We start from the raw sequence: 14,959 nt of genomic DNA, 5'->3' as shown, positions 1-14,959 counted from the left end.
GGGACGCCCCGCGTCCCGTCGCGGTCCCGGCCGACCGGACGCGTTTTGAGACTCGCCGCACAAGACCGCGTATGGGTTTCCACACGTTCGACGCCGACCGGGCGGAGGAGCTTGAGCGCCCCGACCGGTACCGCTGGGTGTCCGCCGAGGAGCTTCTCGGCCCGCTCGCGGCCGCGGACGCCGCGGTCGTCGCCGACCTCGGCAGCGGCACCGGCTTCTACACCGACGACGTCGCCCCGCACGTCGAGACCGTCTACGGCGTCGACGTGCAGGCCGAGATGCACGACCTGTACCGCGAGAAGGGCGTGCCGGAGAACGTCGAGCTCGTCGCCAGCGACGTGGCCGACCTCCCGTTCGCGGACGGCGAGCTCGACGGGGCGTTCTCGACGATGACGTACCACGAGTTCGCGGGCGAGGCCGCGGTCGCCGAGCTCGCGCGGACGATCCGGTCCGGCGGCCTCCTCGTCACCTTCGACTGGACCGCCGACGGCGACAGCGCGCACGGCCCACCGGTCGACGAGCGGTTCGCCGCCGGCGACGCGGTCGCGGCGCTGGAGGCGGCCGGCTTCGAGGTCGTTTCGGAGTCGACGCGGACGGAGACGTTCGGCGTCGTCGCCGAGGCGCCGTAGGTCGCCGAGGTCGGCCCGACGAGACGGTCGCTCTCGAACGTCCGTGAAGAAGTACCGTTAGGTGCGTCCGGCCCGTAAGGAGAGCTATGTCCGTTCGCTTCCGATCGGTCGTCGCCGCCGCGCTCGCCCTGCTCGCGACGCTTATCGCGCGGCCGGTCGCGGCTCACGTCGACTACGTCACCGAGGGGTCGGGCGACCCGATCGACGCGGTCACGTTCACCGCTGAGGTGCTGTCCGACCCGTTCAACGCGGCGTTGTTCGGGGGGTCGGGGTTTCTCGCGGTCGCCGGGATCGCCGCGTACCTGTGGATACGCCCGACAATCCTCGACATCGTCGTGCTGCGGAAAAAGCTCGCCGGGTACGGCGACCTCATCCCGTGGATGCTGCGGCTCGCTGTGGGGCTCCCCCTCGTCGGCGCGGGCTTTCAGGGGTACCTGTTCGCGCCGACGCTCTCGTTCGACGTCGGCGCAAGCCCCCTCTTTCGACTCCTCTTCATCGGGCTCGGCTTCTTCCTCCTCTTCGGGCTCGGGACACGGATCGCCTCGGCGGTCGGCCTGCTGACGTACGCGTGGGTCCTCGTCGCCGTCGATCCCGCCGTCGTCCTCGCGATGGAGTACGTTCCCGTGCTGGTCGCGCTGGCGGTCCTCGGCGGCGGGCGCCCGAGCGCCGACGACATGCTCTTGGAGGTCGCGAGCACGCCGGGGTCGTACTACGGCCGGATCGACCCCGTTCACCACCTGAAGTCGTTCCTCGACGACTCGATGGGCCCCCTGCGGCGCTACGTCCCGACGGTCCTTCGGGTCGGGATGGGCGTCTCGTTCGTCTACCTCGGCCTGATACAGAAGCTCGCCGACCCCGGCAGCGCGCTGCTCGTCGTCGAGAAGTACGGTCTCACGTCGGTGGTCCCCGTCGACGCCGGGCTGTGGGTCGTCGGCGCCGGGATGACCGAGATCGCGGTGGGGGTGGCGCTCATCGCGGGCTTCTTCACCCGCGGCGCGGCCGCGCTCTCCTTCGTGCTGTTCACGACGACGCTGTTCGGGCTCCCGGACGACCCCGTCCTCGCCCACGTGGCGCTGTTCGGGATGGCCTCCGCCGTCTTCACGCTCGGCTCCGGACCGCTCGCGTTCGACCGGTGGGTCGGGCGACCCGCGCTCGACGACGACGAGTCGGTGATTCCGGCCGACTGAGGGCCGGGAGACCGAGGCCCCGCGGACCGGGAGCCGAGGACGACCGGTTTTAAGCCGCGTTCGCCCGCGTTGTCTGATATGCACGTCGACCTCGGCAACGCGGTGGAGACGACGCCCGGACTCACGGACGAGACGCTGGAGCGGCTCGACGACCGGGTCGCGGACGCGCACGACCGGATCGCCGCCGGCATGGCCGACGAGGAGTTCGGCTACGCCGCGCTGAACTTGCCGGCGGCGACCGACGCGGACGCGATCCGGGAAGCGACCGACCGGTTCGACCGCCCCGAGGCGGTCCTGACGGTCGGGATCGGCGGGAGCGCGCTCGGCGCGGCGACGATCGCGAACGCCCTCGAAAGCGACGTCGACGCGCACTTCCTCGACAACGTCGACCCCGACGCGGTCGCCGCGCTGCTCGACGACCTCCCGCTCGCCGACACCGTCGTCAACGTCGTCTCGAAGTCCGGGACGACCGCGGAGACGCTCGCGAACTTCCTCGTCGTCCGCGAGGCGATGACCGAGGCGGGCGTCGACTGGACCGAGCGCACCCTCGTCACCACGGGCGAGGAGGGGAATCTCCGCGCGCTCGCCGACGCCCACGACCTCCCCGCGCTCGACGTGCCGGACGGGGTACCCGGGCGATTCACCGCGCTCTCGACGGTCGGGCTCGTGGCCCCGGCGCTGCAGGGCCACGACATCGAAGCGGTGCTGGCGGGCGGCCGCGACGGGATGGCGGACCTCTCGGGCTCGCTGTTCGAGTCGCCCGCGTACGCCTACGGCGCGGCGACGTACGCGCTCGCGGAGCGCGGCGCGCTCACGAACGCCGTGATGCCGTACGCGGAGTCGCTGGAGACGTTCGCGGAGTGGTTCGCGCAGCTGTGGGCCGAGAGCCTCGGGAAGGACGGCCTCGGGCAGACCCCCGCCCGCGCGCTCGGCGCGACCGACCAGCACTCGCAGCTCCAGCTGTACCGCGCCGGCCCGTCGGACAAGCTCGTCTCGCTCATCCGGCCGACGGAACGCGCGGAGACCGCGATCCCCGAGACCGACCTCGACGGCCTCGCGTACCTCGGCGGCTCGTCGCTCGGCGACCTGCTGGACGCCGAGTTCGAGGCGACCGAGGCGAGCCTCGCGGCGGCCGACGTGCCGAACCTGCGCGTCGAGATCGACCGGGTCGACGAGCGGAGCCTCGGCGAGCTGCTGTACGCCATGGAGGCCGCCTGCGTCCTCTACGGCGAGCTGGCGAGCGTCTCGACGTTCACGCAGCCCGCGGTCGAGTGGGGAAAGAAGGCGGCGCGCGGCCTGCTCGGCGGCGGTGACTTCGCGGAGGCCGACGCCGTGGCCGACAAGCGCGAGCTGCGGGTCGACGGCTCCTGAGCCGAGCGGCGGCCGCGCGACCCGAACCCTTCGCTTTCCGGTGCCAATAAACCGGCGCGAGTCGTATCCCCGCCGATGAGCGAGACGCCCCCCGAGCCGGTGAACCGGATCCTCCGCGTCGCGAGCGCGGTGTTCGCGGTCATCCTCGCGCTGTTCGTCGCCAGCGCGGTGACGGCGCCCCTCTCCCAGTCCGCCGTCTCGCTGGGGCTCGTGAGAGAGGGGACGACCGGGCTGCAGGTGTTCCGGACCCTGCTGCAGTTCGCCGGCTTCTTGGTTGCCGTCGTCGGCTACCTCGCGATCACCGACCAGTGGGGGCTCGTCCGCGCCGGCCGGCCGACGCTCCGAGACGCCGGGCTCGCCCTCGCGGGCGGGGCGGTCCTGTTCGCGTTCCAGTACGGCGCGCTGTTCGTGCTCGGCGAGATCGGGCTCACGACCGGGCAGAACCAGGCGGTCGTCCCCGACGGCGACCCGGTGACGTACTACCTCGTCATGATCGCCGTCTCGCTGCTCGTGGTCGGGCCCGTCGAGGAGGCGCTGTTCCGCGGGGTCGTTCAGGGCGGGATCCGCCGCGCGTTCGACGCGGGTCCGGCGATCCTGCTCGCGAGCCTTGCGTTCGGGCTGGTCCACCTCCCCTCCGTCTCCGGGACGCCCGGCCAGCGGTGGGCGTACGTCGCCGTCGTCGTCGTGCTCGGCGCGGTGCTCGGCGCCCTCTACGAGCGCACGGGGAACGTGTGGGTCCCCGGCCTCGCGCACGGCGTGTACAACGGCGTCATCTACGTGGTGTTGCTCGCGCAGTCAATATGAGACTCAGACGTGATTGGCGTCAGCAGTACTGAAGCCCCGACCGCTCGTTTATAAGTGGCTGTCGGCACGTACTGGGCGGTGAACGGGTTCGAACCTCCTGTCGCTCGGTTATAAATGGCTGCATACGGATCGACGGTGAATACCGCCAAAGCCCCAGCCGCTCGTTTATAAGCAATTGACTGCGAATTGACGGTGAATACCGCCAAAGCCCCAGCCGCGAGAGGCGCGGACGCTCGCTGCGCTCCTCAGTCAGTCGCTCACTGTGTTCGCTCCCTCCTTGCGGTGCTTGCGTCGCCTCCGCGCCTCTCGCGACTGCCCCTTTGAGTCCCACCCCGCCCGCACAGCACCGCAGCCTCATTCCTCCCCAGCCTCGCCGCTCGCTTCGCTCGCGGCGTCCCTCGCGCGGTGCTGTCGCCGGCGCGTAGCGCCGGCTGCCAGAGGGACCTTCGGTCCCTCGCGACTCGGCCGCAAAGCGGCCTCGCAGGCACGCGCCGACCGCACCGGCGGATCATTTAAAAACGCGTCTTGCCCCACCGCAGGTCGTCGTACGTCGCCTGCTGGTCGCTGTCGAACCGCTCCTCGAACTTCCGGCGGAGCGCGGCCTTCTCGGTGGCGTCGATCCGCGCCAGCTCGTCGGCCTTCGCGACGGCCTCCGGGGGTCCGCGGGTCGTCGCGACGTCGGCGAGAACCTGGCGAGTGAGCCGGTCGCGGGTCTCGGCGTCGCGGGTGAACGCGTACGGCGCCTCCAGCTTGTACGTCACGTCGGTCCGGGGGTCGTACACGATCATGAACGTGGGCTCGTACAGCTCGGGGTCGAGCTCGCGGTCGATCCCGAGCGCGTCGCCGTCGGCCGCCATCGTCGCGTCCGCGCCCCCGCGGCTGTGGAACCAGGTGGTGAACGTGAGCGCGTCGTCGAGGCGGTCGCCGCGGGCGCTTCCGGCCGCACCGGTCTCGCCGAACACCCCGTCGCCAGAGCGGTCCGGGTCCCCCCGCCGTTCGAGGAGTCGGGTGAACAGCGCGGTGTCGTCGGGCCACGGCGGCTCGACGCCCTTCCGCGCCAGCGCGCGGACGACCGTCCCGCTGGAGGGGTTCTTCACGAAGCCGACGAGCGGGACGTTGCGCTCGACGAACCGCTCGACGAGTCGGACGTACTTCTCGACGACGGCTTGGGGCTTCGCCTCGCGTGCGAGCGCGCCGAGTTCGGGGTTGCGGTCGTCCCACGTGAACAGCTCCTTCGGGTAGATCGGGCCGTCGAGAACGAGCAGGTCGTCGACCTCCTCGGCGTGGTCGAGCGCGTGGGTCCCCTCGGCGAGGTATAAGGCGAGCGCGTGGACGACCCCCTCTGCGTACCGGTTCACCCGCGGCGCGTGGAGCACGCGCTGGCGGGTGTGGCCCTCGTCGCGCTCGGTCCAGTCGCCGTCGAAGTCGGCGGTGGAGTCGCCGGCGTGGACGGTCGCGACGATCGTGCGGTCGCGGTGGAGCCCCAGGTCGGTCGGGTCGCTCGCCATCGCGGCGTGGGCCACGTCGACGACGAGCCCGTTTTTAAACGTCGTCGGGTTGATCGTCCCCGAATCGAGCCCGTGGACCGTCTCGAACGGGCGCTCGGCGAGGGCGGCGTCGTCGACGGGGGCCAGCCGGCGCTCGTGGTCGCCGACGGGCTCGACGACGACGCGGCCGTCGCGGCGAAGCTCGGGGAGCCAGTCGCGCCACACCCGCTCCGCGAGGTCGTCGTGGTCGGTCGTGTCCACGTCGCTCGCGATCCCGTACGCGAGCCGCGCGATGTTCTCGACGTGGATCGGATCGAGCGTCACGGCCGTACTGCGGGCCGACCGGTCTTAAAAGCGTTCGCCCGAAGGGACGCGAAGTCGGCTGGAGAACCGCTTGAAGTATCAAAGCGAATATTCGGGGGAGAAGCTTCTTTGTCGGAATCAGTGGAGTCGACACCATGGCAGAGTCAGGGGTCACGTCGGCGACGACGACCGGGCAACCGCACGGAATCGGCGAGAAGCTCCGCGAGTTCGTCCGATACATCCCGGATGGGACGTCGATACCGGAAGAGATGTGGAGCGGCCGACACCGGAACATCTTGATCGTTATCGCGGTCCAGGTGCCGCTACTGATCGCGCTGGGGCTGTACAGCGGGACCGAGTCGTTCACGGGCGCGGAGATCCCCGCTGCCCCGGCGTGGATGCTCGGCGGGTTCACCGCCCTCATCCTCGGCACCGCGGCGCTGGCGAACTGGTCGCGGCTGGGACGACGCCAGCGGACGGTGCTCGCGGCGTTCAGCGGCATGACGGTGTCGATGGCGCTCGTCAAGCTCTCCGGCGGCTACATCGAGGCGCACTTCCACTTCTTCGTCTTCATCGCCGTCCTCGCGCTGTACGAGGACTGGCTGCCGTTCGCCGTCGGGATGCTGTACGTCGCGATCGGGCACTGGACATTCAGCCTGATCGACTCCAGCCTCGTCTACAACCACCCGGCCGCGATCGCCAACCCGATCGTCTGGGGCGGGATCCACGCGGTGTTCATCACGGGGCTCGCGCTCGCGCTGATGGTCAACTGGTACTCCATCGAGAAGTCGCGCGAGGAGGCGCAGCGCCAGCTCGACCTCGTCGCCGAGCAGAAGTCCGAGATCCAGGACGTCGAGGAGGCGAAGGCGGAGGTCGAGCAGCGCCGCGAGGAGGTCGAGTGGCTGAACCAGCACCTCGAGACGAAGGCCGACGACTACAGCGCCACGATGGACCGGGCGGCCGACGGCGACCTCACGGTCCGGCTGGACGCCGACAGCGAGAGCGAGGCGATGGAGCAGATCGGCGCCGCGTTCAACGAGATGATGGACGACATCGAGGCGACGATGCGGGACGTCCAGTCGTTCGCCGGCGAGGTGTCCGCGGCCAGCGAGAAGACGGTTGAGGGCGTCGACACCGCCGAGGCGCGCAGTGAGGACGTGAGCCGGTCGATCGAGGAGATCGCCGAGGGCGCGGCCGACCAGCGCGAGATGCTCGAACAGGTCTCCGGCGAGATGAACAACCTCTCGGCGACGATCGAGGAGGTCGCCTCCTCGACGGAGACGGTCGCGGACGCGGCCCAGGAGACCGCCTCGATCGCCGACGAGGGACAGGACACCGCGGGCGAGGCGATCGACAGCGTCCGGGAGTCGCGGGACGCGATCGGCGAGACGGCCGAGAAGGTCAGGGTCCTCGACGAGCGGATGGACGACATCGGCGAGATCGTCGACCTCATCGGCGACATCGCGGAGCAGACGAACCTGCTCGCGTTGAACGCCAACATCGAAGCCGCGCGGGCCGGCGGCGGTGGCGGCGGGAGCGACGGGTTCGCGGTCGTCGCCGACGAGGTCAAGCAACTGGCCGAGGAGACGCAGGAGGCGGCCCAGGAGATCGAGGAGCTCATCGCCGGCACGCAGGCGCAGACGCAGGCGACCGTCGAGGAGGTCCGGACGGCCGAAGAGCACATGGAGGAGGGCGCCGAGGCCGTCGAAGACGCCGCCGACGCGTTCGCCGAGGTGGCGGACAACGCCGGGGAGACCGACGACGGGATCCGCGAGATCAGCAAAGCGACCGACGATCAGGCCGCCAGCACGGAGGAGACGGTGTCGATGGCCGAGGAGGTGGCGGGGATCAGCAAGTCGACCGCCGACGAGGCGGACGAGGTCAGCGAGGCGGCCGACGAACAGCTCGCCGCGATGTCGCAGGCGACCGCCGAGGCCGGCTCGCTCGCCGACCAGGCCGAGCGGCTCGGGGCGCTGCTCCGCAAGTTCGAGGTCGGCGAGGAGTCGCCGGGCGACTCGTCGGCGTCGGGGACGCGAACCGTCGCGATGGGCGACGGCGGGCGGTCGGACTGAGGCGGCGGCCTCGGACGGCCAGCCGGCTATCTTTTAAAAGGCGTCGACGACGGCCGCCAGCACCGGCAGCGCGCGCTTCACCTGCGCGCCGTCCTCGACGAAGACCAGCGTCCGCGGCGGCCGGACCGCCTTCGGCCTGACGCGGAGGCCCGCCTCGTCGGCCGCGGCGGCGACGACCTCGGGGATCTCGGGGCTCTCGGCGTCGCCCCCGCCGACGAACTCGATCCGGACGCGGTCGGGGTGGAGGGAGACCTCGGCGACGACCGCGGCGTCGCCCACGTCGCCCGCTTCGGCGTCGCTCCCTCCGTCGCCGTCGCCCGCGCGAACGATCCGGTACGCGAGCGCGCCGTCGGCCGTCGGCTCCACGTCGGGGTCGGCGTCGGCGAGCGCGAGGTCGCGCAGTCGCCCCTCGTTCCCGGAGACCTCCGAGGCGAGCAGCTGCCCGATCCGGACGCCGTCGGTCAGGCGGTCCGCGACCATCAGGCGTCACCCGCGGCGTCGGCTGCGTCGGCGCCTCCGGCCTCGTCGCCGTCGTCGGTCGCGTCGCCGGCGGCCGCGAGCTCTCCGCGAACGTCGGCCGCGAGGCGGTCGACCGCGGCGCCGTGTTCCTTCGCGACGAGGACCGCGGCCGCCTCGATGGTGACCGCGAGCGCGCGCTGCCGCTCGTTGATCGCGGCGACGGCGCGCTGCTTCTCGACGCCGGCCGCGACGATGGCGTCGAGGGCGGTCTCGAACGTGGACTGCTCGCGGAGGATCGACTCGTCGGGCGTGAACCCCTCCGGGACGAACACCTCGTCGGGGTCGAACCGCGGGACGAGGTCGCCGTCCTCCTCGTCGACCAGCCCGCGGCCGACCGCAACGTCGACGAGCCGCTTCGCCTGGTCCGGCGAGAACCAGTCGCGGTCGAGCGACAGCGCGACGACGAACTCGCCCTCGCCCAGCCGCTCCTTCGCGCGGTGTTTGAACGGGACGGCGACGGCGACCTCCAGGCTCATGTTCGATGGGCGGGGCGTCGACGGCGGTAAACCTACCGGACCGCGGGGAGCGGCGAGCGACGGAGACCGCGCTCAGTCGTCGTCCGTCGGGACGCCGGCGTCGTCAGTCGCGGGGGAGCCGCCGGCCCCCGTCGCCCCGGGACCGACGTCCGCCGACGCGGACGTCGCGTTCAGCGAGTAACCGGTCGCGGCCATGGCGAACAACACGAGCGGCGAGAGGAACGCGAACAGGTAGTACGGCGCGTACTCCAGCGTCGGCACGCCGGTGACGCCCGCCATGTAGACGGCGCCCGCGTGCCACGGGAACAGCGCGCCGGTCGGCGTCCCGGCGGCCTCGACCGCGCGGGAGAGCTGGTCGGTGTCGAGCCCGAACTCGTCGTAGGTGTTCCGGAGCGTGACGCCCGGGAGGACGATGCTCATGTACTGCTGGGCCGTGAGCGCGTTGATGAGGATCGCGGAGGCGCCGGTCCCGGCGACGAGCGCGCCCGGGCTCCGCACGGCCGAGGTGAACCGGTGTGCGATCACGGCCAGCACCCCGGTTCGCTCCAGGATGCCCCCGAGCGAGAGCGCGGCGACCACGACCGTGATCGTCCACGCCGAGCCGGTGAGCCCGCCAGTCGCGAGCAGGTCGTTCACCGTGGTCGAGCCCGACTCCGGCGCGGTGCCGTACATGAACGCGTCCCACGCGGCGACGAAGCCGACCCCCTGGACGAGGATCGTCGTGAGCACGCCGGCGAAGACGCCGGCGACGAGGGTCGGCAGCGCGGCGTGCCCGCGCAGCGCCAGCCCGAAGGTGACCACGAGCGGGACGAAGGCGAGCAGCGTGACCGCGTACGTCCCGCCGAGCGCGCCCTGGATCTCCGCGATCCTCCCCGCCGGGATCTCCCCGCTCGCGCGGAGGCCGAGCGCGGCGAAGCCGAGTACCGCGAGCCCGAAGGCGACGACGGTCCCGGTCCGCATCCGGCGGATGTGCCCGTACAGGTCGGTGTTGGTGACGCCGGCGGCGAGGTTCGTCGTGTCGGAGAGCGGTGACTGCTTGTCACCGGCGTACGCGCCCGAGAGGACCGCCCCGACCGTCATCGGCGAGGGAACGCCGAGCCCCGCGCCGATGCCGACGAAGGCGACGCCAAGGGTCCCGACGGTCGTCCACGAGGAGCCGATCGCGAACGCGACGACGGCGGCGAGGACCGCGGCCGCCGGCAGGAACGTCGTCGGCGTGAGGACCTCCAGCCCGTAGTACATCAGGGTCGGAATCGTCCCGGCGCTGACCCACGTCGCGATGAGCCCGTAGATGGTGAAGATGATGAGCAGCGCCTGTAACCCCATCACGAGCCCGTTGGCGATCCCGTCGAACAGCTCCTCCCAGTCGTAGCCGAGCCACAGGCCGAACCCGCCGACGAAGGCGATACTCCAGAGGAGCGGCGGGTGCGGGTCGAGACCGAGGACGGCCGAGCCGATACCGAGGAACGCCACGACGGCGAGGACCGGGACCAGCGCCGCCGCGAGGCTCGGGCGGCGGTCCGGGTCGAGGTCCCCGTACGTCGTGGGCGTGAACGAGCGTGCCATGAGCGAGATATTCTTTTAGGACATAAATATAAATCGAAATATGCGCATAAAATATAATAATCGTTCATCGGTGTCGCCGACTCCCCGCCACCGAACCCCGCCGATCCGACCGTGTGCCGTCGTATCGCGGGGATCGCCGAACGGACGGTCTTATACGCGTCGGTGGACAATACTCGGCAACATGATATTTGAGGGCCTCCCGACGACTCCCCGATCGGAGGAACTCGTCGACAAGGCGTTCTCGCGGGCGGCCCGCGCGGGACGCGCGAAGCGCGGCCACGAGGCGCAGGAGTCGATGCTTCGGACCGCGGGCAACGTGCTCTCGGACAACCTGGAGAACGTCGTCGTCTCGTGGCCGGACTTCGGCTTCGACGTCGACCCGTTCTACTACGAGCTCGCCGACGCGATCGCCGACGTCGACCGCCTCCGGCAGGCGCTCTCGCAGGTGATGTGGGCCAGCCGGCAGATCGAGGACCTCCGCGACGAGTACACGACGAAGGTCCGGAGCGCCGACGTCGACACGGCGCGCAAACACCGGAAGCAGGCGTTCGCGCGCATGGCCGACGTGATGGACCAGATCGAGGAGGACCTGCGGTACATCGGCGACTCGCGGGACCAGCTGAAGGTGCTCCCGGACATCCGGCCCGACGAGCCTGCCATCGTGATCGCCGGCTACCCGAACGTCGGCAAGTCGTCGTTCGTCAACCGGGTCACCCGCGCCTCCAACGAGATCGCGGAGTACCCGTTCACCACTCGCGGCGTCCAGATCGGCCACTTCGAGCGGGACCGCGTCCGGTACCAGATCGTGGACACGCCCGGCCTCCTCGACCGGCCCGAAGACGAGCGCAACGACATCGAGGGGCAGGCGGTCAGCGCCCTCGAACACCTCGCCGACGTCGTCGTCTTCGTGCTTGACCCGTCCGGCGACTGCGGCTATCCGCTCGACGTCCAGCTGGAGCTGCGCGAGGAGGTCCGCGAGCTGTTCGGCGACGCCGTCCCGTTCCTCACCGTGGCGAACAAACACGATCGCTTCGAGGCGGTGCAGGCCGAGTCCGTCGACGCGACGATGAGCGTCACCGAGGACGAGAACGTCGAGGACGTGCTCGACATGGCCGTCGAGGCGGCCGCGTTCGAGCCGGACCTGCCGACGCGGGACGGCGGGGAGTAGGCGGGGAGCGACTGCCCGCCCGGCGCCCCCGAAAGGATGCTTTCAAGCGGGCGCTCGCCGAAGCGGCGTGTATGTACGACGGTCTCAAGGGATTCCGCGACTTCTACCCCGGCGAGCAGTCCGCCCGCCGGGAGGTGACCGACGCGATCGAGGGCGCCGCGAGCCGGTACGGCTTCCGCGAGATCGCCACCCCCGCCCTGGAGCGGACGGAGATGTACACTGACAAGTCCGGCGAGGAGATCGTCGAAGAGCTGTACGCCTTCGAGGACAAGGGCGGCCGCGGCGTCTCGCTCACCCCAGAGCTCACCCCGACCGTCGCCCGGATGGTCGTCGCGAAGGGCCAGGAGCTCTCGAAGCCGATCAAGTGGGTGTCCACCCGCCCGTTCTGGCGCTACGAGCAGGTCCAGCAGGGGCGGTTCCGCGAGTTCTACCAGACGAACATCGACGTGTTCGGCTCGTCCGCGCCCGAGGCCGACGCCGAGGTGCTGGCGGTCGCCGCCGACGCGCTGACGGACCTGGGGCTCACCGCCGACGACTTCGAGTTCCGCGTCTCGCACCGCGACATCCTCGGGGGCCTCGTCCGGGCGCTCGCCGACGACCCCGACGCGGTCGACACGGAGGCCGCGATCCGCGCGGTCGACAAGCGCGCGAAGGTCGACGACGGCGAGTACGTCGGGCTCCTCTCGGACGCCGGGCTCGACCGCGCGACGGCCCGCGAGTTCGACGACCTCATCTCGGGCGTGGAGACGGTCGACGACCTCGACGCGGTCGCCGCGGCCGGCGACGAGTCGGTCGAGGACGCGGTCGAGAACCTCCGGAACGTGCTCGCCGCGGCCGACGACTTCGGCGCGGGCGAGTTCTGCGAGGTGTCGCTGACGACCGCCCGCGGCTTGGACTACTACACCGGCGTCGTCTTCGAGTGCTTCGACTCCACGGGCGAGGTGTCCCGCTCCGTCTTCGGCGGCGGGCGCTACGACGACCTCATCGAGAGCTTCGGCGGCCAGCCGACCCCGGCGGTCGGCGTCGCCCCGGGTCACGCCACCCTCAAGCTCCTCTGTCAGCGCGCCGGCGTCTGGCCCGAGGAGGAGCTGACGACCGACTACTACGTGCTCTCCGTCGGCGACACGCGCGGCGAGGCGGCCGCGCTCGCCCGCGACCTCCGCGCGCTCGGCGACGACGTGGTCGTCGAGCAGGACGTCTCCGACCGGTCGTTCGGCGCCCAGCTCGGCTACGCCGACTCGATCAACGCCGACACGGTCGTCGTCGTCGGCGAGCGCGACTTGGAGAACGGCGAGTACACGGTGAAGGACATGGCGAGCGGCGACGAGACGACGGTCCCGGTCGAGGAGTTCCCGCCCGCGCCCGGGGACGGGCGAGGGCTCCCGGCGTACGAGGACTACGAGTAAGCGGCCGGCGCGGTTCGGCGCCGCCAGAGGCCGGCTCGTTCCCGCTCGGTCCCTCAACGCTTTTCCGTCGCGCGTCGGGACGGTGGGGACGATGATTCCCCTCGCGACAGCGATGGCTCCCGGGGAGATCGGCCTCCGCGTGGCGGCGGGCATCGCCCTCATCCTGATCAACGCGTACTTCGTGGCGATCGAGTTCGGCCTGACGCGCCTGCGTCAGTACCCCGAATCGGAGATGGACACCCCCGGACTGCGGCGGGCCTGGGAGATGACCGACGACCTGGAGTTCTACCTGACGACCTGTCAGGTGTGGATCTCCGGGACGTCCATCGCGCTCGGCATCGTCGCCGAGCCGGGGCTGGCGGCGCTGTTCGCCCCCATATTCGAGAACACGGCGTTCGCGTCCGCCGGCGCGGGCTCGCTCCTCGGCTTTTTCCTCATCAACATGGTCCACCTGACGCACGGCGAGCAGACGCCGACGTACCTCGGCGTCGAGCGCTCGAAGCAGGTCGCGGAGTACGGCTCCCGACCGCTCTACTGGTTCGCGTGGCTCATCTCGCCGCTGATCACGTTCGGCGACTGGGTCGCGAAGGCCACGCTCGGACTCTTCGGCGTCGAGATGACCGGCTCGTGGACCGAGGCCGAAGAGGAGGTGCTGGAGACGCGTGCGCAGCTCCGCACCCGCCTCGGCTCGATGATGGAGGAGGTCGATCTCCCCGAGGAGCGCCGCGAGGAGGTCCTCAACGCGCTCGACGTCGACGAACTCGCCGTGCGGGAGGTGCTGACGCCGGCCGACGAGGTCGTCTCCCTGTCGACCGCGTCGTCGGTCGACGAGAACCTCGACCGGATCCGCGACACCCCGCACAGCCGGTTCCCGCTCGTCGGCGACGACCTCACCGACTTCGAGGGGATCGTGTACGCCCCCTCCATCGTGAGCCGCTTCGAGGAGCTCCGGGACGGCGACCTGACGTTCGCGGACGTCGCGGCCCCGCCGATGACAGTCTCGGCGGACGCGAGCGTCAGCAACGCCTTCGACCAGTTCCAGGCGGAGTCACAGGAGCTCGCCCTAGTGATCGAGGACGGCGAGGTCGTCGGCCTGATCACCGCGACTGACGCGATGGAGTCGGTGCTGGGACAGCTGGAGGACCCGCTGGACGCCGGTGATTTATAAAACGACGCGGTGGCGTGTGCCTGCGAGCGCCTGAAAGGCGCGAGCCGCACGCGCGAGGGACGCCGCGAGCGAAGCGAGCGGCGAGGCTGGGGAGGCGTGAGGCTGCGGTTGCGGTGCGGTCGGGTGGGGCTCAAAGGGGCAGCCGCGAGGCGGGCGCAGGCGACGCAAGCACCGCAATGAGGGAGCGGATGCGACCGAGTGAGGAGCGCAGCGAGCGTGCGCCCGCCTCGCGGCTGGGGCTTTGGAGGTGTTCTCCGTCGATCTGTACTCAATTATTTATAAGCAAACGGCTGGGGCTTTGGAGGTGTTCTCCGCCGATCTGTACTCAATTATTTATAAGCAAACGGTTGGGCGTTGGGAACCGTTGCTCGTGTCGTCGGTCACTTCTTGTACGCCTCGCGCAGGAACACCAGCGCGCCGCCCAGCATCGCGAGATTCCCGAAGAAAGCGAGCCGTTCCCCGCTCTTGTCGTCCTCGTCGGCGTTCCAGAAGTCGTGCATCGTCGCGGTCACGACCGTCAGGAACGTCACGGCCGCGCCGGTCGTGATCCGGGGGAGTCGCCACAGCGCGATCCCGATTCCCGAGACGAGCATCATCCCGGAGGCGAACGGGGCCGCGAGGTCGGGGGCGGGGACCCCGGCTGACTCCGCGTACTCGATCGTCTCGTCCATCTCGCGGAAGTCCTCGGAGGCCTGCGCCGCGAGGCCGATCCCGAGCAGCGCGCGCCCGAGCCGCGAGGGCGCCCCGGCGTCGTCCGTCGTTTCGTCGTCTACCCCCGTGTCGCCGTCATCGTCGGTCATGCC

13 protein-coding genes are annotated in these 14,959 nt (G+C 70.7%); 8 read left to right on the top strand and 5 right to left on the bottom strand.

Annotated features, from left to right (window positions below; translation table 11 throughout):
• Positions 1-71 precede the first annotated feature (71 nt).
• The 4 genes from N5096_RS10395 to N5096_RS10380 all read left to right on the top strand — a co-directional run bounded on the left by N5096_RS10395 (position 72) and on the right by N5096_RS10380 (position 3,991).
• On the top strand, positions 72-629 hold the full coding sequence (locus N5096_RS10395) for a class I SAM-dependent methyltransferase (protein WP_267664519.1): 558 nt from the start codon (positions 72-74) through the stop codon (positions 627-629).
• Between the two features lie 86 nt (positions 630-715).
• Positions 716-1,816, top strand: a complete 1,101-nt coding sequence (locus tag N5096_RS10390; protein ID WP_267664517.1) for a DoxX family protein — start codon at positions 716-718, stop codon at positions 1,814-1,816.
• Between the two features lie 78 nt (positions 1,817-1,894).
• On the top strand, positions 1,895-3,187 hold the full coding sequence (locus tag N5096_RS10385) for a glucose-6-phosphate isomerase (protein ID WP_267664515.1): 1,293 nt from the start codon (positions 1,895-1,897) through the stop codon (positions 3,185-3,187).
• A 75-nt stretch (positions 3,188-3,262) separates the two neighbouring features.
• Positions 3,263-3,991: a CPBP family intramembrane glutamic endopeptidase gene (locus N5096_RS10380; protein ID WP_267664513.1), complete on the top strand. Its 729-nt coding sequence runs from the start codon at positions 3,263-3,265 to the stop codon at positions 3,989-3,991.
• Between the two features lie 512 nt (positions 3,992-4,503).
• Here N5096_RS10380 and N5096_RS10375 read toward each other — a convergent pair.
• Entirely contained in the window at positions 4,504-5,802 is a 1,299-nt protein-coding gene (locus N5096_RS10375) for a DNA double-strand break repair nuclease NurA (RefSeq protein ID WP_267664510.1), read from the bottom strand.
• 134 nt (positions 5,803-5,936) lie between these two features.
• Here N5096_RS10375 and N5096_RS10370 point away from each other — a divergent pair, with 134 nt between their 5' ends.
• A complete protein-coding gene (locus N5096_RS10370) occupies positions 5,937-7,853 on the top strand; it encodes a methyl-accepting chemotaxis protein (protein ID WP_267664507.1) in 1,917 nt (638 codons plus the stop codon).
• A 33-nt stretch (positions 7,854-7,886) separates the two neighbouring features.
• Here the strand turns inward: N5096_RS10370 and N5096_RS10365 are convergent, their stop codons facing one another.
• From N5096_RS10365 to arcD, 3 genes are all read right to left on the bottom strand, one after another.
• Positions 7,887-8,333 (bottom strand): DUF7993 family protein, encoded by a 447-nt coding sequence (locus tag N5096_RS10365; RefSeq protein ID WP_267664506.1) that lies wholly within the window; start codon positions 8,331-8,333, stop codon positions 7,887-7,889.
• Entirely contained in the window at positions 8,333-8,848 is a 516-nt protein-coding gene (locus N5096_RS10360; RefSeq protein ID WP_267664504.1) for a DUF2240 family protein, read from the bottom strand. Before N5096_RS10360 ends, N5096_RS10365 begins: the two co-directional genes overlap by 1 nt.
• Positions 8,849-8,920: 72 nt before the next feature.
• Positions 8,921-10,414 (bottom strand): arginine/ornithine antiporter ArcD, encoded by a 1,494-nt coding sequence (arcD, locus tag N5096_RS10355; protein ID WP_267664502.1) that lies wholly within the window; start codon positions 10,412-10,414, stop codon positions 8,921-8,923.
• A 181-nt stretch (positions 10,415-10,595) separates the two neighbouring features.
• On the opposite strand from arcD, the gene N5096_RS10350 reads away from it, so the two are divergent.
• The 3 genes from N5096_RS10350 to N5096_RS10340 all read left to right on the top strand — a co-directional run bounded on the left by N5096_RS10350 (position 10,596) and on the right by N5096_RS10340 (position 14,156).
• Positions 10,596-11,582 (top strand): NOG1 family protein, encoded by a 987-nt coding sequence (locus N5096_RS10350; protein WP_267664501.1) that lies wholly within the window; start codon positions 10,596-10,598, stop codon positions 11,580-11,582.
• A 71-nt stretch (positions 11,583-11,653) separates the two neighbouring features.
• A complete protein-coding gene (hisS, locus tag N5096_RS10345; RefSeq protein ID WP_267664500.1) occupies positions 11,654-12,988 on the top strand; it encodes a histidine--tRNA ligase in 1,335 nt (444 codons plus the stop codon).
• A 91-nt stretch (positions 12,989-13,079) separates the two neighbouring features.
• Positions 13,080-14,156, top strand: coding sequence for a CNNM domain-containing protein (locus tag N5096_RS10340; RefSeq protein WP_267664499.1), 1,077 nt, complete (start codon positions 13,080-13,082; stop codon positions 14,154-14,156).
• Positions 14,157-14,536: 380 nt separating this feature from the next.
• On the opposite strand, the gene N5096_RS10335 is transcribed toward N5096_RS10340, so the two are convergent.
• Positions 14,537-14,956 (bottom strand): DoxX family membrane protein, encoded by a 420-nt coding sequence (locus N5096_RS10335; RefSeq protein ID WP_267664498.1) that lies wholly within the window; start codon positions 14,954-14,956, stop codon positions 14,537-14,539.
• Positions 14,957-14,959 lie beyond the last annotated feature (3 nt).

The organism is Halorubrum yunnanense, from assembly GCF_026586675.1.
Lineage (GTDB): Archaea > Halobacteriota > Halobacteria > Halobacteriales > Haloferacaceae > Halorubrum > Halorubrum yunnanense.
This window is presented reverse-complemented; position numbering and strand designations above follow the sequence as displayed.